Genomic DNA, 18,805 nt, shown 5'->3' on the forward strand with positions numbered 1-18,805 from the left:
GGGTCAGCCCCAGTGCGGGGGTCGATCCTCCGTGAGACGCCGATCGTCGCGGTCCAGCGGCCGCACCGTGGGCATGGTCGGGCGGAGTCCGTCGAGGCCCAGCGCCGAGCGTGCCTCCGCCAACGCCGCGTCGAAGCGGGCGAACCCGATCGCACGCCGAGTGTCAGGGCCGACGTCGAACGGCCAAGCCGCGCGTACCTCCTGGCACCGGGCGCGGATCTCCCCAAGCCGACGCCGGTCGTAACCGAGTTCCGCCAGCTGGCCCTCCAACAGCGCTGGCGAGGTGAGCTGCAACCGCTCCCCCGTCAGCGCCTGGCCCAGCGCCTCGGCCAGCGCGGCGTCATCACTCAAGGGTGGTGCCGGCAGGGACCTGCTGACCCTCGCCTTCGTCGGGCAGCGTGACGTCACCGACAACCTTGACGCCCGGCCCGAACGTCCAGTCCCCGGTCACCTTGAGCGACGTCGCACGGCGTAGCGACGGCGCCACCGGGATGCGCTGTTCGAACTTGTCGACCTTCTTGTAGTACCGGGAGTCGAGATCGATCTCCGGGGTGCTCGACGTGCGGGCGATGAGGCGCCCCTCGTCGTTGAGTTCGTAGACGTCGGAGCGCAGCAGGAGAAGCTCATTGGTGGTCTTCACCGGCAGGAACCGGTCCCGACCGACGCAGATCGCAGTCGCGCCCTCAAACACCTCGATCGCCGCTCCCATAGCCGACTCCACCTGAATCACCGGGGTCGACGACGAATCGCTCGGGTCCACCGTCTTCTCGTTGCGGATGAGCGGCAGGCCCAGCACCGAGCCACGCTCGGTGAGCGTCTCCCGGAGCACCTGCAGGTCGAACCACAGGTTGTTGGTGTGGAAGAACGGGTGCCGGTGCTCGTCGGTGAAGAATTCCATCTCCTCGCTGGCCGTCTGGGCGGTGTCGCGAAGGATCAGCTGACCATCGGACTTGCGCACCGCGAGGTGGCCGCCCTTCTTGTCGTTGATGGTACGACGGCAGAGCTCGGCCGCGTAGGGAGCTCCGGACTGCGCGAACCAGCCGGCGATGGTGGCGTTGGGCGCGGCGCCGAGGTTGTCGCCGTTCGACACGCAGGCGTAGCGGAACCCGGCCTCCAGCAGCGCGTCCAGGACGCCGGAGCCCTCCAGCGCCGGGTAGAGGTCGCCGTGACCCGGCGGGCACCACTCCAGCGTCGGGTCGGCGGGCCATTCGACCGGGGTCAGGTCGTCGGCTCGGAGCTTCGGCTCCTGGTTCTGCATGAAGCTCAGCGGCAGGTCACCGACGGGCAGCTCGGGGTACTTCGAGAGGTAGTCGAGGGTGTCGGCCTCCGTGCGGAACGAGTTCATCAGCAGCAGCGGCAGGCGCGCGTCGTAGCGCTCTCTCGCGGCCAGCACCTGCTGGGCGAGGAGATCGAGGAAGTTGTTGCCGTCGCGCACCTCGAGGAGAGTCTTGGCCTTGTCGAGACCCATCGACGTCCCGAGCCCGCCGTTGAGCTTGATGATGACGGTCTTCTGGATCGCCTCGCGCGCCTGAAGATCGGTGATGTCGACGTCGGCGAGCATCGGCGGGTCCAGCAGCGGCTCGATGGAGTCCTCGCGGATGATGCCGGTCTCGCCGGATTCCAGCAGCTCGTAGAAGCGCGTGAACACCTCGATCGCCGGCGTTGAGACTCCCGCCTCTTCCATCTTCGCGCGGGCGGCGGCAAGGCCTTCTTTGGACATGGTGGCTCCCTTCGGTGTGACCGTGACCGATCCTAGCCGCCGTGGGCTGGGCCGCAACGACCCCCTCCTCTTCCCTCAAACCCCGACGCGCGCCGGCCGTGGCGAGAGATGGCTACTCCTCGACGCGCACGATCCCGTGCGCACCGCGCTCGGCGTCGACCATGATGTGGCTGACCACCGGGTAGTGGCCGGCCTCCGGGAACGTGAGTTCCACGAAACCGCCCTCCGCTGGCTGCAGGGCCAGCGCCTGCGATCCGCCCCCTGAGTTGCCGAACGGATCGACGCCGTCTCGCAGCACGTACCCGCCCTCGCGGTAGACGGTGTCGAACTGCCCCCCGACGATGTGGAAGCTCGTGGGCCGGTTTGGTCCGGCGTCGAGCACCCAGAACCTGACCCGCTCGCCGACCCGCGCGGCGAACGGCTGCTGGTCGTACTGGTTCGCCACCCCGTTGAACACCACACGGTCGGGCTGCTCGGCCAGGACGGCGTCTGCGTCGACGTCGGAGGCGTCCTCCGCGCTCGCGGCGTCGTCGGCGAACACCTCGGACTGCACGAGCACATACTCCCGGTCCACCTCGGGCAGACCCTCGGCGGGCTCGATGATCACCGCACCGTGCATGCCCGCCGCGATGTGGGCGCTCATCGGCATCGTCGAGCAGTGGTACATCCAGATGCCCGCCCTCTCCGCCGTAAACGTGTAGACGAGGCTCTCCCCCGGGGCGATGGTGCGCATCGGCACGTCCGGCGCGACGGCTCCGGCGTGGAAGTCGATCGAGTGGCCCATCGTGCCGTCGTTGATGAGCGTGATCTCAAACCGGTCGCCCACCTTGCCGCGCAGGGTGGGCCCCACCGACGCCCCGTTGAACGTCCAGCGCCGCTGCCAGAGGCCTGGCGCGACCTCGAGCGGCACCTCCGTGACCCTGAACTCGTGCCGGTGGACAGTGCCGTTCGGCAGAGCAGGGGCAACCGGATCGACGACGGAGCTGAGCCTCGCGCTCGGGTCACCGTGCGCGGGCTGATGCCCCTCGTGCGCCGCGGGCGCGTCGTCGGGCGGGGCTTCTCCCGCACCGCGCACCACCACGTCGAGGGTCATCCCCATCTGCCGGTGGCCCACCACGGTGCACCACCCCTCGAGGCTCTCCCCCACGACGCCGAGGTCGAGCTCGGCTGTTTCGCCGTGGGCCAGCCGTGGCGTGCGCGAGGCTCCGACCGCGAGATCGTGGACGTTCGTCGGATCCTCGTTGGTCAGCACGACGACGACCCGGTCTCCCTGGTCCACCTCGATGCGGTTGGGTTCATAGCTCATGCCGACCGCCGAGACTTCCACCCGAACCGTCTCCCCCGACGGCGCGACGGCGGAGGTCGGCGGCGCCGGGGCGGCGATGCCCGCCGCTCCGGGGTCGATGCCGAACCCCACCGTGACGGCCAGCGCCAGCGCCGCCACGCCGGCCATGAGGCCGCTGCCGGTCATCGCGTTGGGACGCTCGTGAGGGGCCGCCGGCTCGCCTGCGGCTGCACGCCGCCGCTCCGCCACCGAGGCGCGGATCCCGGCGATCAGCAGCGGGACGAAGACCAGCAGCGCAAGGAGCACCGTCGACGACACCGTCACGCGGATCCAGCCGGGGAGCGGGAGTAGCCACAGCAGCAGGCCGGCGTTGATGACGACGAGTCGTGCCGTGGCCCACCGGTCGAAATGCCGGGCCCCCGCGCGAACGACGCGCGGCCCGCCGCCGAGCACCGACGGCAACAGGTAGCTCAACGCTCCTGTGAGGAGTTGCAGGCCGAACCCGACCACCCATACCGACGCGATGAGTGGATAGCCGGACGCCAGCTCGAGGTCGTCGGCCCGCAGGACGTGCACGGCGGTTGCCACGAGCCCGACGACCGCCCACACGCCCGCCGCACCGATGGACGCCGACGCGAACTCCTTCGGCGGGCTCTTGCGGAGCGGGGCGACGAGGCTGCGCCCCCAGTACACGATGGCGGCCGCGTAGGCCGCGATGCCGAGCGCTGCGGCAGGCCGCCAGCCCGCCACCGAGCCGGCGATGACGACTGCCAGCGCCCCTATGAGCAGTGGCAGCGCGCGTTTGGCGAGAGCCTCGGCGCGGTCGTCCATCCGCGTGCGCAGCACGGTGGGCCAGAACGTGACGAGCGTCCCGACGACGGTCAGCCCGATCCAGCCGAGCAGCATGGTCATGGTGTGGGCCACCAGCAGGTTCGCGTGCCATCTGCTGTCCAGCCCCCAGGCCAGCGCCGTGCCGAAGCCAGCGCCGACGGGGAGACACGCGGCGGCCGCCACGTAGTAGCGGACACAGATCCGGAACCGCCCCGGCAGGGCCCGCCGAAGGTCCGCCAGGAGCAGTGTCGCGTGCCAGACGACCGCCGCGGTCACGAGCAGCGCGCCCACCAGCACCAGCCACCACTGGGCAATCGGCACCCCGACGAGGACGAGGAGGGACCCGAGCCCCAGGACACCCAACCGACGGTTGTGCCGGTTGCGGGCGTCGTCGTCGTGCCTGGTCCTCAGCAGCGCGGCGGTGAAGTGGGCGCTCCACACCATCGCTGCGTGGGTCAGGGCGCCCAGCGCGACGAGATGAACCATCAGCCACGTGGCTTCCGGCACCCACTGATGGGCGATGGCCACGACGCCCGCGGCCACCAGCCAGAAGACGAGCGCGTAGTCGCGGAGCGACCTGCCGCGCCTCACCGCTTCACCACGGAGTAGATGACGGTGATCGCGAAGGCGAGGACGGACAGCACGGTGAGGACTCCTCCGAGTCTGTAGAGCGGGGCGATTGCGGCCAGGCCTCCCGTCAGCCGGGTGGCCATGCCGAGGTGCAGGAGGGCGAGGGGGCCCCACATGGCGGGGCGGTAGGGCAGGGGTCGGCCGAGGACTGTGGGGAAGATGATAGGGGCGTGAGCCATGATCATGCTCATCCCGAAGCCGAGGAAGACGCCGTGGATGACGGCGTCGTAGGCACCTGACGCCGACGGCTGCCCACCGACGGCCCAGACCACGCCTGCCACGCCGAGCCACAGGTTGCCCAGCAGAAGGGCGGCGGCGTTGAACCGCCGCAACCCGGTGCTGCGGATCATGCGGCGCCCGACGTCGTCCCGGATCAGCCAGACCGCCACCAGTAGGCAGCCGAGCCCGAGAGCCCTCGCGCCCCAGTCGGGCGCGACCAAGGTCGCCACCGCCGACGCCGAGACCACGACGGTGGCGGCGAGTAGCGCGGGCACCGCCCGTCGCCCCATCGTCAGCTGAGCGAGCTCCGCGCGTTCGCTGGCGATCATGATGACGAGGAACGCGGCGAGCAGCGGAAGGATGACGGCGAGGTCGGTCACCAACCAGAGACCGGCCGCGAGGGCTGCGAAGGCAGTGCCGACGGCCTGAGCCGCCACGAGTCCCAGCGGCGCTCTGCGCCACAGCGCGATGGCGACAGCAGTGAAGGCGAGTGCGCCGTCAAGAAGGAGGAGCTTGCCGAGCAGCAGCGGAGCCCCCGCGATGAGGGCCACCGAGCCCGCCGCCAGCAGGGCGGGCGCGAGGTAGGCGAGCGGGTTCCGCAGAGCCTGGGCCCGCTCCAACGCGATGAGGCTCCCCATGAAGCCCAGCACCATCACCGGCCCATGGAGATCCCCCAGCCGAGTCGAGGCGACGGGGGCCCACACACCGAGCCTGAGAAGACCGGCGTTGAGGCCCGTGAGGAGCGACACTCCGGCGAGCAGGACCAGTCCCGTCCTCAGCCGCCGAGCCGTGTCCCCAGCTCGCTCAGTGGTGGTGGACCGTGCCGGTGGCGTGGTCGTGGTCATGGGTCACCTGATCGATCTCGATCCACTCCTCGCCGTCCAGCCCCATGGCGGCGGCGGGGAAGAGTCCGTTGTCCTCTTTGTGGATGTGGTCGCGCAGCGCCTTCTCGAACGACTCCATGAGCTCGTGCTCGCCGTCGGCGATAGCTGCCAGCAGTTCGTCGAGGGACCGGTGCTCCCCACACAGCGTCGACACGTGGTCGGTGAACTCATCGCGCCGCTTCATGACGGCGAACAGGCCCACCTCTTCTGACGCGGTGTGGGGGCCCAGCAGAGCGCCGAGCGCTGCGGCAGCGCCCGGCACATCCCCGCCGTCGGCGACCGCGTGGCGTAGGTCGCCGCAGGCGTTGATGATCTCTACGTGCTCCTCCATGAACCGCCCGATGACGGTGATGGAGTCGCAGCCGCAGTAGCTACACACGCGCGAGCTTGAGCTTCCAGGCCTCGGGACCTTCCTGGACGTAGCTGACCGCGATGTTGTCCCCGTGACGGTCGTTGATCTGACGCAGAAGGGGAACAGGATCGTGGGGCGCCACCAGGACGAACGCGGAGCCCGTCTGGAGGGAGTCGACGACGCCGTGGATGGCGGCGTGGCGGACGGCGTGCGGGATCACACGTGCATCCAGCTCGGGGAGGGATTCGTCGTGGCCGCCGCAGCCGCAGCCGGACTTGGCGGTGAGATTCAGTTCAGTCATGCAGGAGATATTACTACCAATCTTTTGTTTAATTCCTGGGGGGTCGCCTTAGCGGACCAGCGCCCTGGCGGTCCCGGCCCGGGATGCGCGCGCAGTCGATCCCCGGGTATCCTGCACGGGTTGGCCCCGTAGCTCAGGGGATAGAGCACCGCTCTCCTAAAGCGGGTGTCGTTGGTTCGAATCCAACCGGGGTCGCCACCTCAACGGCCGCGTGCCTGCGGGCCGCGATGACTTGAGCAAATGAGATGGCTCAACGAACGGAAACGTTGTCATCCCGGCGAGTCGCGGCGTCGACCCATCTCACTTGCTCAACGCGCTCTCCGCCGACGGGTCTAGAGTCGGTGCATGAACTCGCTTGCAGCCATCCTCACGACCCCGCGACGGGGCGTTGTCGCCGCGATCGACCTATACCAACGCCGCCTCTCACCGCGGAAGGGCTTCACCTGCGCGCACCTCGCCGCCGGCGGGACGCGCTCGTGCTCGGCGGTGATCCGGGCGATCGTCGCGGATGAGGGTCTTGTCGCCGGATTCGTGCCGACGGTGGCTCAGTTCGCCGCCTGCGCCAGGGCCGCGTCGACGCTGAGGTCCGGGCCGCAGGCGGTCCAGGGCGTCTGCTGCTGCGGGGGTATCCCCATCCCGTTCCGCTTCTGACTCAGCGCGGGAGCCGTCAGGGCCCGGTTCCCACGAGTTGAGCAAGTGAGATGGGTCGCGGAAACCGAACGCTGTTACACCGGCGTGTCGCGGCGTTGACCCATGTCATTTGCTCAACCAACAACCCACGCGTAACCCGCGTCAGCGCAGCGAACCGTACGTGGTCTTCGCCTTCTCCAGGGCCGAGACGTAGCCGGCACGCTCGTACGCCTCGGCGGAATCCGCCGGGACAGCGAGCAGGCCGCGGGCCTTCGCGAGGGTCAGCTGACGCGCGGACAGCCACTCCTCCAGCCCGTCCACCAGCACCTTGGCGTAGGCGGGTCCGCGCCGGAGCAGGGCCGACGTCGTCATCACGACGTCCGCGCCCGCGAGGATGTACTTGATCACGTCCTCCGCGGTGTCGACGCCCGTGGTCGCCGCCAGCGACGCCGCGATCTTGCCGCGCAGGACCGCGATCCACGTGCGCGGCAGACGCGCCTCCAGCGGATTGGAGAGCGACACCCCGCTCTCGACGGTGATGCGGTCGATGTCGATGTCCGGCTGCAGGAACCGGTTGAAGAGGACCAGGCCGTCGGCGCCGGCGGCGTCCAATTGGACGGCGACGTTGCCGATCGACGAGAAGTACGGGCTGAGCTTCACCGCCACCGGGACGTCGACGGACTGCTTCACGCCGGCCAGGATCTCCAGGTGCCTCTCCTCCACTGTCAGCCCGGGCATGTGGATGTCGCCGGGGACGAAGTAGATGTTGAGCTCGATCGCAGCGGCGCCGGCGTCGGCGAGCTGACGGGCGGTCTGCGTCCAGCCCCCCATCGAGGCCCCGTTCAGAGACGCGATGAGCGGCACGTCAATGGATTTGACGCTCTCCTCGACGAGCTTCAAATAGGCGTGGCTGGCGTCACGATCCGACCGCGGGACGCTCGGGAAGTAGCTCAGCGCCTCGGCGTAGGAATCCTCGTAAAGCTCCTCAAGTTCCGCGGTCGCGGCGGCCTCCCTGCGGAGCTGCTCTTCGAACAGCGAGTACATGACGACTGCCCCGACTCCGCCGTCGGCGAGGGTCTTGATGCCCTCCACCGTCTGCGAGAGCGGCCCTGCCGAAGCGACGACCGGGTTGCGCAGCGGCAGCCCGAGGTACGTGGTGGTCAGGTCTGTCATCGGGCGCTCCTCGGGTCCTTGGCGAACTGTTCCGCACCGCGGCTGGCAAGTTCTTCGTACTCGTCCCAGCGCCGGTCAACCTGCGCCTGTGCGAGCGCCAGCAGTCTATCGGCCTCCACCGGGTCGGCCGCGCGCAGGACCTTGTAGCGCAGTTCCGCCGACTGGTACTGCGACAGCGTCAGGCGCGGCCGCGGCGAGTCCAGCAGGAACGGGTTGCCCCCAGCGTCCCGGATCACCGGGTTGTAGCGCATGAGCGGCCAGTGCCCGGAGTTGACGGCGCGGTACTGCTGCTCCAGGCCCTTGCGGATGTCGTAGCCGTGGGCGATGCAGTGGCTGTAGGCGATGATGAGGCTCGGCCCGTCGTAGGCCTCGGCCTCCCGGAACGCCTTGAGCGTCTGCTGCGGGTCGGCGCCCATCGCCACCCGGGCCACGTAGACCGAACCGTAGGCGGCGGCCTGCATCGCCATGTCCTTCTTGTTGGTCAGCTTGCCCGCCGAGGCGAACTTGGCGACGGCGCCCAGCGGCGTCGACTTCGAGGCCTGGCCGCCAGTGTTGGAGTAGACCTCGGTGTCGAGGACCAGGATGTTCACGTTACGCCCGGAGGCCAGCACGTGGTCGACGCCGGAGCTGCCGATGTCGTAGGCCCATCCGTCTCCACCGACGATCCACACGGACCGCCGGACCAGGTGGTCGGCCACCGACTTGAGATCCTCGGCGGCGGTGCCGGTGAGCGGGGCGATTTTCTCCTTCAGCGCGATGACCCGCTCCATCTGGCGGGTGATCTCGGAGCCCTGGTGCTGGGTGGCGTCGAGGATTCCATCGACCAGTTCCGGGTCACCGATCTCGTCCCTGAGCTCGGCCAGGCGGGCCCGGGCCAACCGCTCGTGCAGGTCGGCCGCCAGCCGCATCCCCAGGCCGAACTCGGCGTTGTCCTCGAACAGCGAGTTGGACCAGGCCGGCCCTCGGCCCGCAGCGTTCTTGGCCCACGGCGTCGTCGGCAGGTTGCCGCCGTAGATCGACGAGCAGCCGGTCGCGTTGGCGATGATCGCGCGGTCGCCGAACAACTGGCTCAGCAGCTTAAGGTAGGGGGTCTCCCCACACCCGGCGCATGCCCCGGAGAACTCGAACAGGGGCTCCAGGAACTGGGTGCCACGCACGGTGCCGAAGTCGACGTTGATGCGGTCGTTCTGCGGCAGTTCCTCGAAGAACTCGACGGCCTTCTTCTCCGGCTCGCGGTCGAGCAGCGGTACGAGGTTGATCGCGCGGCGCGACGGCTGGTCGATCGGCTTGACCGGGCACGCCTCCACGCAGAGCCCGCAGCCGGTGCAGTCCTCCGCGTAGACCTGCAGGGTGTACTTGGTCGACGGCAGTCCGGCGGCGTTGAGGGGCGCGGACAGGAAGCCGTCGGGCGCCCCGTCGAGGAGGTGCTCAGGGTAGGACTTCGCGCGGAGCACCGCATGCGGGCACACGAAGGCACAGTTGCCGCACTGGATACACGTCTCCGGATCCCACTCGGCAACGATCGCGGAGATGTTGCGCTTCTCGAACTTGGTGGTGCCCGACGGGTAGGTGCCGTCGATCGGCAACGCGGAGACCGGCAGGTCGTCGCCCCTCCCCCGCAGCATCGTCGCGGTGACGGTCCGCACGAATTCCGGCGAGTCCGACGGGACGGGCGGGATCAGCCCACGCTCCGACGTCGATGTCGCAGGGATCTCGACGCGGTGGAGCTCGGCCAGCGCCGAGTCGACTGCGCTGTGGTTCTTCCGCACCACCTCGGCTGACTTGCGCGCGTAGGTCTTCGAGATGGCGTCCTTGATCTTGGTGATCGCCTTGTCCCGCGGCAGCACACCGGAGATGGCGAAGAAGCACGTCTGGAGGATGGTGTTGGTCCGGCTGCCGAGGCCCGCAGCCCTCGCCACCTTGTTGGCGTCGATGACGTACAGGTTGATGCCCAGCTCGATGATCCGTCGCTGCATGGGTGCCGGCAGATGGTGCCACGTCTCGTCGGGGCCATACGCCGAGTTGAGGAGCAGCGTGGTGCCTTCGCGGGCGAACTCGAGAACGTCCACGCGCTCCAGGATCGACCAGTGGTGGCAGCCGATGAAGCCCGCCTGGTTCACCAGGTACGGCGCCTTGATCGGGTTGGGGCCGAAGCGCAGGTGGGAGACGGTCCGCGATCCGGACTTCTTCGAGTCGTAGACGAAGTATCCCTGCGCGAACGTCTCGTCGCTGGAGCCGAGGATCTTGATGGTGTTCTTGTTGGCGCCAACGGTCCCGTCCGAGCCGAGCCCGTAGAACACCGCGCGCAGCGTCTCGGGATCCTCCAGATCGATCGTCGGATCGTAGTCCAGCGACAGGTGGGTGACGTCGTCGTGGATGCCGACGGTGAACCGCGGGCGAGGGCGTTCCAAGGCCAGCTCGTCGAAGATCGCCACGACCATGGCTGGCGTGAACTCCTTCGACGACAGTCCGTACCGGCCGCCGATCACCGTGGGCAGGGAGCCGCGGCGGCCGTCGGCCACCGCTTCGGCGAGCATGGAGGTGACGTCGAGGAACATCGGCTCGCCCGAGGCGCCCGGCTCCTTCGTGCGGTCCAGCACCGCGACGCGGGTGGCGGTGGCGGGCAGCGCGGCGAGGAACGCGTCGGTCGGGAACGGCCGGTACAGGCGCACCTGGATCACGCCCACCTTCCGCCCCTCGGCGTTCAGCCGGTCGACCACCGGGGTGATCGCCTCGACGCCGGAGCCCATGACGACGACTACCTGCTCGGCGTCGTCCGCGCCGTGGTACTCGACCAGCCCGTAGCGCCGGCCCGTCAGCCGTTCGAACTTGACCATGGCGTCGGTGAGCACCTCGGGGACCCACTGGTAGAAGAGGTTGGACGTCTCGCGGGACTGGAAGTAGGTGTCGGGGTTCTGAGCGGTGCCGCGGATGAACGGATTGGCGGGGCTGAGTGCCCGCCCGCGGTGCTCGAGCACCAGGTCACGCGGGATGAAGGACCGCAACTCGTCGTCGGAGATGCGGGTCATCGTGTTCAGCTCGTGGCTGGTGCGGAAGCCGTCGAAGAAGTGGACGAACGGCAGTCTGGTGCGCAGCGTCGCGTGATGGGCGATCGCGGCCATGTCGTGCGCCTCCTGCACGGAGGCCGAGCTGAGCAGGCAGACGCCGGTCTGCCGGACGGCCATCACGTCCTGGTGGTCGCCGAAGATCGACAGACCCTGCGTGGCGAGCGAGCGCGCCGCGACGTGGAAGACGGTCGACGTCAGCTCTCCGGCGATGCGGAACATGTTGGGGATCATGAGCAGCAGGCCTTGCGAGGCGGTGAACGTCGTGGACAGCGCGCCGCCCTGGAGCGCCCCGTGCATGGCACCGGCGGCGCCACCCTCCGACTGCATCTCGATGACGGTCGGCACCTGGCCCCAGACGTTCGTGCGGCCGTGGGCCGCCCACTCGTCGGCGAGCTCCGCCATCGTCGACGACGGCGTGATCGGGTAGATCGAGCACAGCTCGCTCACCCGGAAGGCCACGTCCGCCGCAGCCTCGTTGCCGTCGATGATCGCCTTGCGCATCTCCTGCCCGCTCATCGGTTCCCCTCCGGAATCATTTCGATCGCGTGCACGGGGCACTGCTCGTAGCAGGTCGCGCAGCCGGTGCATTTCTCGTAGTCGAAGCGATATCGCTTCCCCTTGCCGAGCTTGATGATGGCGTCCTCGGGGCAGGCACCGTAGCAGCCGTCGCACTCGAAGCAGTTGCCGCAGCTGAGGCAGCGCCTCGCCTCGAACTCCGCCTCCGCGTCGGTCAGGCCGGAGACGATCTCGCCGAAGCCCTCGAGGCGTTCCGCCATCTCCGACTCGACGTGCTGGCGGCGCGCGTGGTCGCCGAAGTACCAGACGTTCATCTGGTCGAGCGTGACGACGCGGTTCTTGGGCCGCTCGAGGAACTCCTCGGTGTTGAGCCAGGCGTCGATCCGGCGGGCGGCCTTCTTCCCGTGGCCGACGCCGATGGTGACCGTGCGGTCCGACGGCACGGCGTCTCCCCCGGCGAAGATGCCTGGCACCGCCGTCATGAGGCTGGTCGGGTCGACGTCGACGACGTCGTCGTTGAAGCTCATGCCGGGGATCGCGCGCAGGAAGTCGGTGTCAGCGCGCTGACCGAGCGCGAGGATGACGGTGTCCGCCGCCAGCTTTTCGTAGCGTCCGGTGCCGCGGGCCTTGCCGTTCTCGTCCAGCTCCATGATCTCGACCGTCAGGTCTTCCTCGTCCATGGACGTGATCGTGCGGAGCCAGTTCATCTTGACGCCCTCCGCCTCGGCGCCTTCGCGCTCCTCCTCGTGGGCTGGCATCTGCTCGAGGGTCCGGCGGTAGACCACCACCGACTCCTCTGCCCCGAGGCGTCGTGCGACGCGGGCCGCGTCCATCGCCGTGTTGCCGCCACCGTAGACGGCGACCTTCCGGCCGATGATGGGTCGCTCGCCGGAGGCGACGTCCCGCAGGAAGCTGACGGCGTCAACGACGCGGGTGGCGTCCGAGGCGGGGATGTCCACGCGCTTGGAGATGTGGGCGCCCACCGCGACGAAGACGGCGTCGAAGTTTCCGTCGGCCTGGGTGGCGAGGAGGTCCTTGATCGGCGTGTTCTGTCGCAGCACGACGCCGAGCTCCACGAGTCGCGAGATCTCGGCGTCGAGCACGTCGCGCGGGAGCCGGTACTCCGGGATGCCGTAGCGCATCATGCCACCGGGGAGGTCGCCGGCGTCGAAGATCTCGACCTCGTGGCCGAGCTTGGCCAGGTGGTAGGCGGCCGACAGTCCCGACGGCCCCGCTCCGACGACCAGGATGCGGCGCCCAGACCTACGGCGGGGCTTCGGGAACTGCCAGCCCTTCTCGATGGCGAGGTCGCCGAGGTAGCGCTCCACGGAGTGAATGCTGACGGCTGCGTCGAGGTCCTTGCGGTTACAGGCGGTCTCACACGGGTGGTAGCAGACGCGGCCGTGGATGGCGGGGAACGGGTTATCGGCAACCAACTGACGCCAGGCCGCCTCGGCCTCGCCGGCCTTGATCAGCCGCAACCATTCCTGGATGTTCTCGCCGGCCGGACAGCCAGCGTTGCAGGGCGGCAGCATGTCGAGATAGATGGGGCGACGCGATCGGACGGGGCCGACCCGCCCCTCACTCTGGCTGAGATCGGGTAGGACGGTCATGTCCCGTCGTTCGGCCGTCATTGGCTTCCCCTTCGCTGAAGATCGCTACTACAAGCCATCGTAGGGGGAGCCGGGTCGGGTGCCGCGCCGGGGGTCAGGAACCCTAGCGGGGTACCGGTCCGGGATGGAATCGGGGATGCGACGAGGCCCGCCCCCGATGGGGACGGGCCTCGTGCGGGACGCGGAGCGTCAGTTCTTCTTGGCCTCTTCGACCAGGGCGTCGATGTCGAGTTCCTTGATCTGCTCGATTAGGGAGTCGAGCTGCTTGCCGCTCAGCAGGCCGGCCTGGCGGAAGACCAGGTTGCCCTTGCGGAAGCCCATGATCGTCGGGATCGACTGGATCTCGAGGGCGGCGGCCAGATCACGCGCATCTTCCGTGTCGACCTTGCCAAACACGACGTCGTCGTGCCGGCCAGAGGCCTCCTCGAAGATGGGCGAGAAGCGCTTGCAGGGCGCGCACCAGTCGGCCCAGAAGTCGATCAGGACAACCTCGTTGTCCTTGACGATGGTCTCGAAGTTCTCTGCAGTCAGGTCGGTGGTCGCCACGGGCGAACCCCTTTCGTCGTCTTTTAGTGCATTGCGTACAACGCTACATGGCTGGCGGATATTCCAAAGTATAAACCCCCGGGGGTATTTTCGCGAGCCGGCCGCAGCACCCCTGCTTTCAGCCGCTACTTGATGGCGATGATGCGTCGCATCGGCAGCGGCACCCGCAGGGGCCCGAGCGACTCCACCCTGGCCGTCATGAAATCGACGGCGCTGCTTGCCCGGCCGCGATCCGGCGAGCTGCGCAGCCCACCCAGAAGGAGCTCAGCGTCCTCCCTGCTCGACACCTCGAAGTAGTACCGGGCACGCTTGTCCTCGGCCTTCGTCAGGCCGACGGCGGATAGCGCCTGGTTCGCCTTGAACTCGGTGATGCCGGGCACGTGGGGGGTCACGCGCAGATAGCCGGCGAGGCGGCTGACGACCCGGAGGTCCTCCACGTTGGCCGGTCTGACGGACGGCGTCAGGGCCGCGAACACGCCGCCCGGCCGGAGCACCCGGGCCGCCTCGGCGAGGAACCGGGGGCGGTCAGCGACCACCGCGAAACCGAGTGAGGTGACGACCGCGTCGAAGCTGCCGTCGGCGAACGGCAGATAGGAGGCGTGCGCCTGCACCAGCGGCCCCCTGCCGCGCTCCCGCGCCAGAGCGAGTTCCTCGGCCGAACGGTCCAGGCCGATGACGGTTCGTCCGTCGCGCTGGAGTCGGTCGATCATCGCTCCCGCACCGCAGGCCAGATCCAGCACTGTGACGGCCGACTTGGACACGGCCCGGGACAGCCACTCGTACGGGGTGCTTCCGCCGCCGTAGGCGCGGCCCAGAACCGCCTCGACTGCCCCCGGCTGTCGGCTTCCGAACCAGCGCATCGGGTCAGCCATGGCGGCTCACGAAGAGCAGTTCCGCCGCGAACAGCCCGATCGTCGCGTCCCTACCGTCGACGGTCAGGTGGACGTCGCCGTCGGCGCGGGAGGCCTCGAAGATGCCGCCTGGACGAAGTCCGATGTGGGCCAGGTCGGCCAGCATCGAAGCGTCGGCCTGGATGTTCTCGCTCATCCTGACCAGCACGAAACGTTGGGGCTGGTCGGTCAGCTCGTCGATGAGAGGATCTGCCCCCTCCCTGAACGGCGTCAGGGGAACCTCCACCCCGAGGGCGCGGAGCCCCGGGATCGGGTTGCCGTAGGGCGAGCGGGTCGGCTGGTCGAGGATGGCCAGCAGGCGCTTCTCGACGTCGACCGAGATGACGTGCTCCCAGCGGCACGCCTCGTCGTGCACCTTCTCCCACTCCAACCCGATCACCTCGGTCAACAGGCACTCGGCGAGCCGATGCTTGCGCATGACGTCGCGCGCCAGGCGCGCACCCTCGCGCGTGAGCTTGATGGTGCGGTCAGCGTCGACGACGAGCAACCCGTCGCGCTCCATGCGGGCCACGGTCTGGGAGACGGTGGGGCCGGACTGATGGAGGCGCTCGGCGATGCGCGCGCGCAGCGGTACGACCCCCTCCTCCAGGAGTTCGTAGACCGTTCGGAGATACATCTCCGTCGTATCGATCAAATCACTCATTCGCACCCCTTCCCGTCCATCCTAGGCGGGTTCGGACAGGTCAGTGCGGCGAGACGATCCATTCGCCGTGCCGGATCACGCCGTGCAGCGCCCCCTCGTCGTCGACGAGGCAGATGTCGGCCAGGCGTCCCGCCGCGAGCTCCCCCACGTCCGTGAGCCCATGCCAGCGCGCGGGCGTCGTGGCGGCCATGAGGGCGGCGTCGGGAATGGACACGCCCACCTCCCAGACGACGAACTCGAACGCCTTCGCCATCGTGAGGGTGGACCCCGCGATTGCACCCGGCGTGCCGTCGGCGGTGACGAGCCGGGCGGTGCCGTCCAGCACGTCAACCTCCAGCTCGCCGAGGATGTACCGGCCGTCGCCGTGCCCCGTGGCGCTCATGGCGTCGGTGACCAGCGCCACGCGCTCTGGGCCGGCGGCGTCGATGGACATCGCGGCGATCACGGCCTTGTGATGGACTCCGTCGCAGATGAGTTCCACCATGACGCGCTCGTCGGACAGGAGGACCGGGACGGGCCCCGGTTCGCGGTGGTGGATCGACCGCATGGCGCTGAACAGGTGCGTGGCGATGTCGGCGCCCCACTCGATCGACAGCGCCGTGGTGACGTCGTCGGCGTCCGAGTGACCGAAGGCGACGTGCACCCCGGCCTCGATGAAGCGGCGGGTGGCCTCCTCCGAATGGTCGCGCTCGACCGCCATCGTGATCATCTTCAGCGCCGGTCCACCCGCGGAGATCAGTCGCTCGACGGACTCGGGGTCCGGGTCGCGGAGCAGGGCGGCATCGTGGGCCCCCTTCTTGGCCTCGGCGAGGAAGGGTCCCTCGAGGTGGATGCCGGCGAGTTCGCCGTCGTCGTAGAGAGCGCGCAGCACCGCGAGTTGAGCCTCGAGCTTCTCGATCGGTTCCGTGACGGTGGAGGCGAACGTGGTGGTGGTGCCCTGCCTGCGGTGGTACTCGATGGCGCGCATGTTGGCCGCGCGATCGGGATTGCCATAGCTGACGCCCACGGCACCGTGACAGTGGGTGTCGACGAAGCCCGGCACCGCCCACAGCTTCAGCCCGCCCGAGCCTCCGGAAGTGACGGACACGATGCGCCCATCCTCGATCGTGATGACCGCGTTGTCGACGACTCCGTCGGGGGTCACGGCGCGGGCGACGGACAGCTCTTCGATGCTCATGGCCACATCCAAGCACCACCCCTGTCAGCGGTGCGCATCGCACCCCGAGTGGGCGCGCATGTCAACACTTTTCGACGCGGACCCCGTGGAGCCGGGCACGGCGGGGGTGGGAGACTAGGGCTGTGATCCAGCTTCCCGAAGACCTGCTCCCCGTCGACGGCCGCTTCGGCTCCGGCCCCGCGAAGGTGCGCCCAGAGGCGCTCGAATACCTGTCGCTGCGCGGCGACATCATGGGCACCTCCCACCGGCAGGCTCCCGTACGGAACCTCGTCGCCTCGGTCCAGGAGTCGCTCGCCGAGCTCTACTCCATCCCGGACGGGTACGAGGTTGTGCTCGGCAACGGTGGCTCGACGGTGTTCTGGGACGTCGCGGTGTCCTCCCTGATCGAGCGTCGATCGGCGCACGGGGTCTTCGGCGAGTTCTCCCGCAAGTTCTACGCAGCGGCGGCGCGGGCCCCGCACCTCGAGAACCCCGCGATCAGCGAGGCTCCCGCCGGCTCGGTCGCGCTGCCCGAGCCCACCGACGCCGACGTCTACGCGTGGGCGCAGAACGAGACCTCCACCGGCGCGGCCGCGCCGGTTCGCCGCATCGGTGACGGGCTCGTGCTCGTCGACGCCACCTCTGCGGCCGGCGGCATGCCGGCCGACATCTCGGCCACGGATGTCTACTACTTCGCGCCGCAGAAGAACTTCTCCTCCGACGGCGGCCTCTGGTTGGCCTTCCTCTCCCCCGCCGCGGTGGAGCGCGCCGAGTCCATCAAGGCGAGCGGCCGCTGGATCCCCGAGTCGCTGGACCTGACCGTCGCGATCCGCAACTCCCGTCAGCACCAGACCCTCAACACGCCCGCGCTGGCCACCCTCCTCCTGCTCGAGGATCAGCTGGGCTGGATGCTGGAGCTCGGCGGCCTGTCGGTGGTGGCCGACCGGTGCGCCGAATCCACGACGATCCTGTACGACTGGGCCGAGGGCAGCGAGTTCGCGACGCCGTTCGTCGCCAACCCCGCCGAGCGCTCCCCCGTCGTGGCCACCATCGACCTGGCCGACGAGGTCGACGGCAAGCAGTTGATCGCCGAGCTCAGGGCCAACGGCATCGTCGACGTCGACCCCTACCGGGCGCTCGGGCGCAACCAGCTTCGCGTGGGCTGCTACGCCTCGGTCGATCCCGAGGACGTCGTCGCGCTCACCGAGTGCGTGGACTATCTCGTCGCACGGATGATCGGGTAGGGCTACGGCTTCAGCAGAAATGTGAGCGCCCCGGCGGTGACCGCGACGATCCCCGCGAGAACCAGGGCGATCATCGTGCCCGTTCGGGCCGGGCTGTCCGACGGCTCCTCCACTGGAACCTCCCCAGGCGGGGCTTGGGTGCCCGTGGCGTCCGGCGTCGGGGACGGTGACGGGGTTGCTGAAGCGCCGGCCTCAGCCTCTGGCGGCAGACTCGTCGTCACGTCGGAGGTCGCAACCTCGACGACGCGGATCGACGGGTTCCCGCCGACGTAGACCGTGTCGTCGGAGCCCACCGCAATCGACTCGCTCTCCGCGCCGCCGACGATCGTGTCGGTGGCCAAGGTCTCCCAGGTGAAAGCGTCGATGTACTCGATCCCGGCGGCTGTCCGGAGCGCCATCGTGGCGCCGTCGCTGAGGAACGCCCCGTCGGTGACCCCGTCGGGAGCGTCGGTGACCCGGGTGAGCGTGTTGAGATCCTGCCGGGAGGGCTCGAGCGGGGCTCGGTAGATGCCGGGGTCATCCCCGGTGGTGGCGATGTAGATGCGGCCACGGCCCGAGATCATCATCGCCTTCGCGTCGCGCGGTCCGTCGTCGTACTGGAAGTCGAACGCGTGGTAGGTGCTGCGCCCGCCTGCGACGCTGCCGAGGCGGAACACCACGACTGACTCCCGCTCTGCCGGCTCGTCGCCGATGTCGGCGATCCACAGGCGGTCGCCGCTCCAGGCCAGCGCCTGTACCGAGAGCGGGTCGCCGCCGAACGTCACCTCCCGACCGTCCGCCGAGTGCAGGATCACGCCATCGTCGGCGCTGGGTCCTGCGAGCCACAGGCCGTCCGACTGTGGGTCGGGCGCCATTCCGACGACGGGGGTGGAGCCTTCGGGCGGGGCGATCTCCTCCGCGAGAGATGGCAGGGACAGGGCGGCCAGGCCGAGCCCCAGCGCGAGGGCAGCAGCCGCGGTCCGCAGGTTCATTCCGCCAACAATAGTCACGGCTGGGCTGGCCCCCACACCACGCTGGCGACAGCGAGCAGCACGAGCGCGATGAGCACGCTCGTGACAATGATGCGTCGGGTTTTCGGATTCA

Annotated in this window: 16 protein-coding genes and 1 tRNA gene; 3 read left to right on the forward strand and 14 right to left on the reverse strand. The window is 69.1% G+C overall.

Going from position 1 to position 18,805, the window contains the following annotated elements; genetic code table 11:
* Positions 1 to 3 precede the first annotated feature (3 nt).
* The 6 genes from RPIT_RS10955 to RPIT_RS10980 form a co-directional block, all read right to left on the reverse strand.
* Positions 4 to 351 carry a hypothetical protein gene (locus RPIT_RS10955; RefSeq protein ID WP_077343163.1) on the reverse strand — a complete coding sequence of 116 codons (348 nt, stop codon included), beginning with the start codon at positions 349 to 351 and terminating at the stop codon, positions 4 to 6.
* The gene (locus tag RPIT_RS10960) at positions 344 to 1,720 is read right to left on the reverse strand and encodes a UTP--glucose-1-phosphate uridylyltransferase (protein WP_077343165.1); all 1,377 of its coding nucleotides are present in this window, start codon (positions 1,718 to 1,720) and stop codon (positions 344 to 346) included. Before RPIT_RS10960 ends, RPIT_RS10955 begins: the two co-directional genes overlap by 8 nt.
* Before the next feature lie 112 nt (positions 1,721 to 1,832).
* On the reverse strand, positions 1,833 to 4,427 hold the full coding sequence (locus RPIT_RS10965) for a multicopper oxidase domain-containing protein (protein WP_077343167.1): 2,595 nt from the start codon (positions 4,425 to 4,427) through the stop codon (positions 1,833 to 1,835).
* Entirely contained in the window at positions 4,424 to 5,530 is a 1,107-nt protein-coding gene (locus tag RPIT_RS10970) for a hypothetical protein (protein ID WP_143028184.1), read from the reverse strand. The genes RPIT_RS10965 and RPIT_RS10970 overlap by 4 nt, the downstream gene beginning before the upstream one ends.
* On the reverse strand, positions 5,490 to 5,948 hold the full coding sequence (locus tag RPIT_RS10975) for a hemerythrin domain-containing protein (protein WP_077343169.1): 459 nt from the start codon (positions 5,946 to 5,948) through the stop codon (positions 5,490 to 5,492). Before RPIT_RS10975 ends, RPIT_RS10970 begins: the two co-directional genes overlap by 41 nt.
* A complete protein-coding gene (locus tag RPIT_RS10980; RefSeq protein ID WP_077343171.1) occupies positions 5,941 to 6,222 on the reverse strand; it encodes a DUF2249 domain-containing protein in 282 nt (93 codons plus the stop codon). The genes RPIT_RS10975 and RPIT_RS10980 overlap by 8 nt, the downstream gene beginning before the upstream one ends.
* Before the next feature lie 122 nt (positions 6,223 to 6,344).
* Here RPIT_RS10980 and RPIT_RS10985 point away from each other — a divergent pair.
* A tRNA-Arg gene (locus tag RPIT_RS10985) sits at positions 6,345 to 6,420 on the forward strand.
* 147 nt (positions 6,421 to 6,567) lie between these two features.
* A complete protein-coding gene (gene yidD, locus RPIT_RS10990; protein ID WP_077343173.1) occupies positions 6,568 to 6,873 on the forward strand; it encodes a membrane protein insertion efficiency factor YidD in 306 nt (101 codons plus the stop codon).
* Between the two features lie 141 nt (positions 6,874 to 7,014).
* Here the strand turns inward: yidD and RPIT_RS10995 are convergent, their stop codons facing one another.
* The 7 genes from RPIT_RS10995 to RPIT_RS11025 form a co-directional block, all read right to left on the reverse strand.
* Positions 7,015 to 8,025 (reverse strand): dihydroorotate dehydrogenase-like protein, encoded by a 1,011-nt coding sequence (locus tag RPIT_RS10995; RefSeq protein WP_077343175.1) that lies wholly within the window; start codon positions 8,023 to 8,025, stop codon positions 7,015 to 7,017.
* A complete protein-coding gene (gene nifJ, locus RPIT_RS11000; protein ID WP_218121535.1) occupies positions 8,022 to 11,609 on the reverse strand; it encodes a pyruvate:ferredoxin (flavodoxin) oxidoreductase in 3,588 nt (1,195 codons plus the stop codon). The genes RPIT_RS10995 and nifJ overlap by 4 nt, the downstream gene beginning before the upstream one ends.
* Positions 11,606 to 13,243, reverse strand: coding sequence for an NAD(P)-binding protein (locus tag RPIT_RS11005; RefSeq protein WP_077343177.1), 1,638 nt, complete (start codon positions 13,241 to 13,243; stop codon positions 11,606 to 11,608). The genes nifJ and RPIT_RS11005 overlap by 4 nt, the downstream gene beginning before the upstream one ends.
* A 168-nt stretch (positions 13,244 to 13,411) precedes the next feature.
* Positions 13,412 to 13,768 carry a thioredoxin gene (gene trxA, locus RPIT_RS11010; RefSeq protein WP_077343179.1) on the reverse strand — a complete coding sequence of 119 codons (357 nt, stop codon included), beginning with the start codon at positions 13,766 to 13,768 and terminating at the stop codon, positions 13,412 to 13,414.
* Between the two features lie 125 nt (positions 13,769 to 13,893).
* A complete protein-coding gene (locus tag RPIT_RS11015) occupies positions 13,894 to 14,628 on the reverse strand; it encodes a class I SAM-dependent methyltransferase (protein WP_162274545.1) in 735 nt (244 codons plus the stop codon).
* Positions 14,629 to 14,632: 4 nt separating this feature from the next.
* Positions 14,633 to 15,322, reverse strand: coding sequence for a metal-dependent transcriptional regulator (locus RPIT_RS15995; RefSeq protein ID WP_077343183.1), 690 nt, complete (start codon positions 15,320 to 15,322; stop codon positions 14,633 to 14,635).
* 40 nt (positions 15,323 to 15,362) lie between these two features.
* Positions 15,363 to 16,499 carry an N-acetylglucosamine-6-phosphate deacetylase gene (locus RPIT_RS11025; protein ID WP_077343185.1) on the reverse strand — a complete coding sequence of 379 codons (1,137 nt, stop codon included), beginning with the start codon at positions 16,497 to 16,499 and terminating at the stop codon, positions 15,363 to 15,365.
* Positions 16,500 to 16,621: 122 nt separating this feature from the next.
* Here RPIT_RS11025 and serC point away from each other — a divergent pair, with 122 nt between their 5' ends.
* Positions 16,622 to 17,722, forward strand: coding sequence for a phosphoserine transaminase (gene serC / locus RPIT_RS11030; protein ID WP_077343187.1), 1,101 nt, complete (start codon positions 16,622 to 16,624; stop codon positions 17,720 to 17,722).
* A 2-nt stretch (positions 17,723 to 17,724) separates the two neighbouring features.
* On the opposite strand, the gene RPIT_RS11035 is transcribed toward serC, so the two are convergent.
* On the reverse strand, positions 17,725 to 18,693 hold the full coding sequence (locus tag RPIT_RS11035; protein ID WP_077343189.1) for a hypothetical protein: 969 nt from the start codon (positions 18,691 to 18,693) through the stop codon (positions 17,725 to 17,727).
* Positions 18,694 to 18,805 lie beyond the last annotated feature (112 nt).

The organism is Tessaracoccus flavus, assembly GCF_001997295.1.
In the GTDB taxonomy this organism is placed as follows: Bacteria; Actinomycetota; Actinomycetes; order Propionibacteriales; family Propionibacteriaceae; genus Arachnia; species Arachnia flava.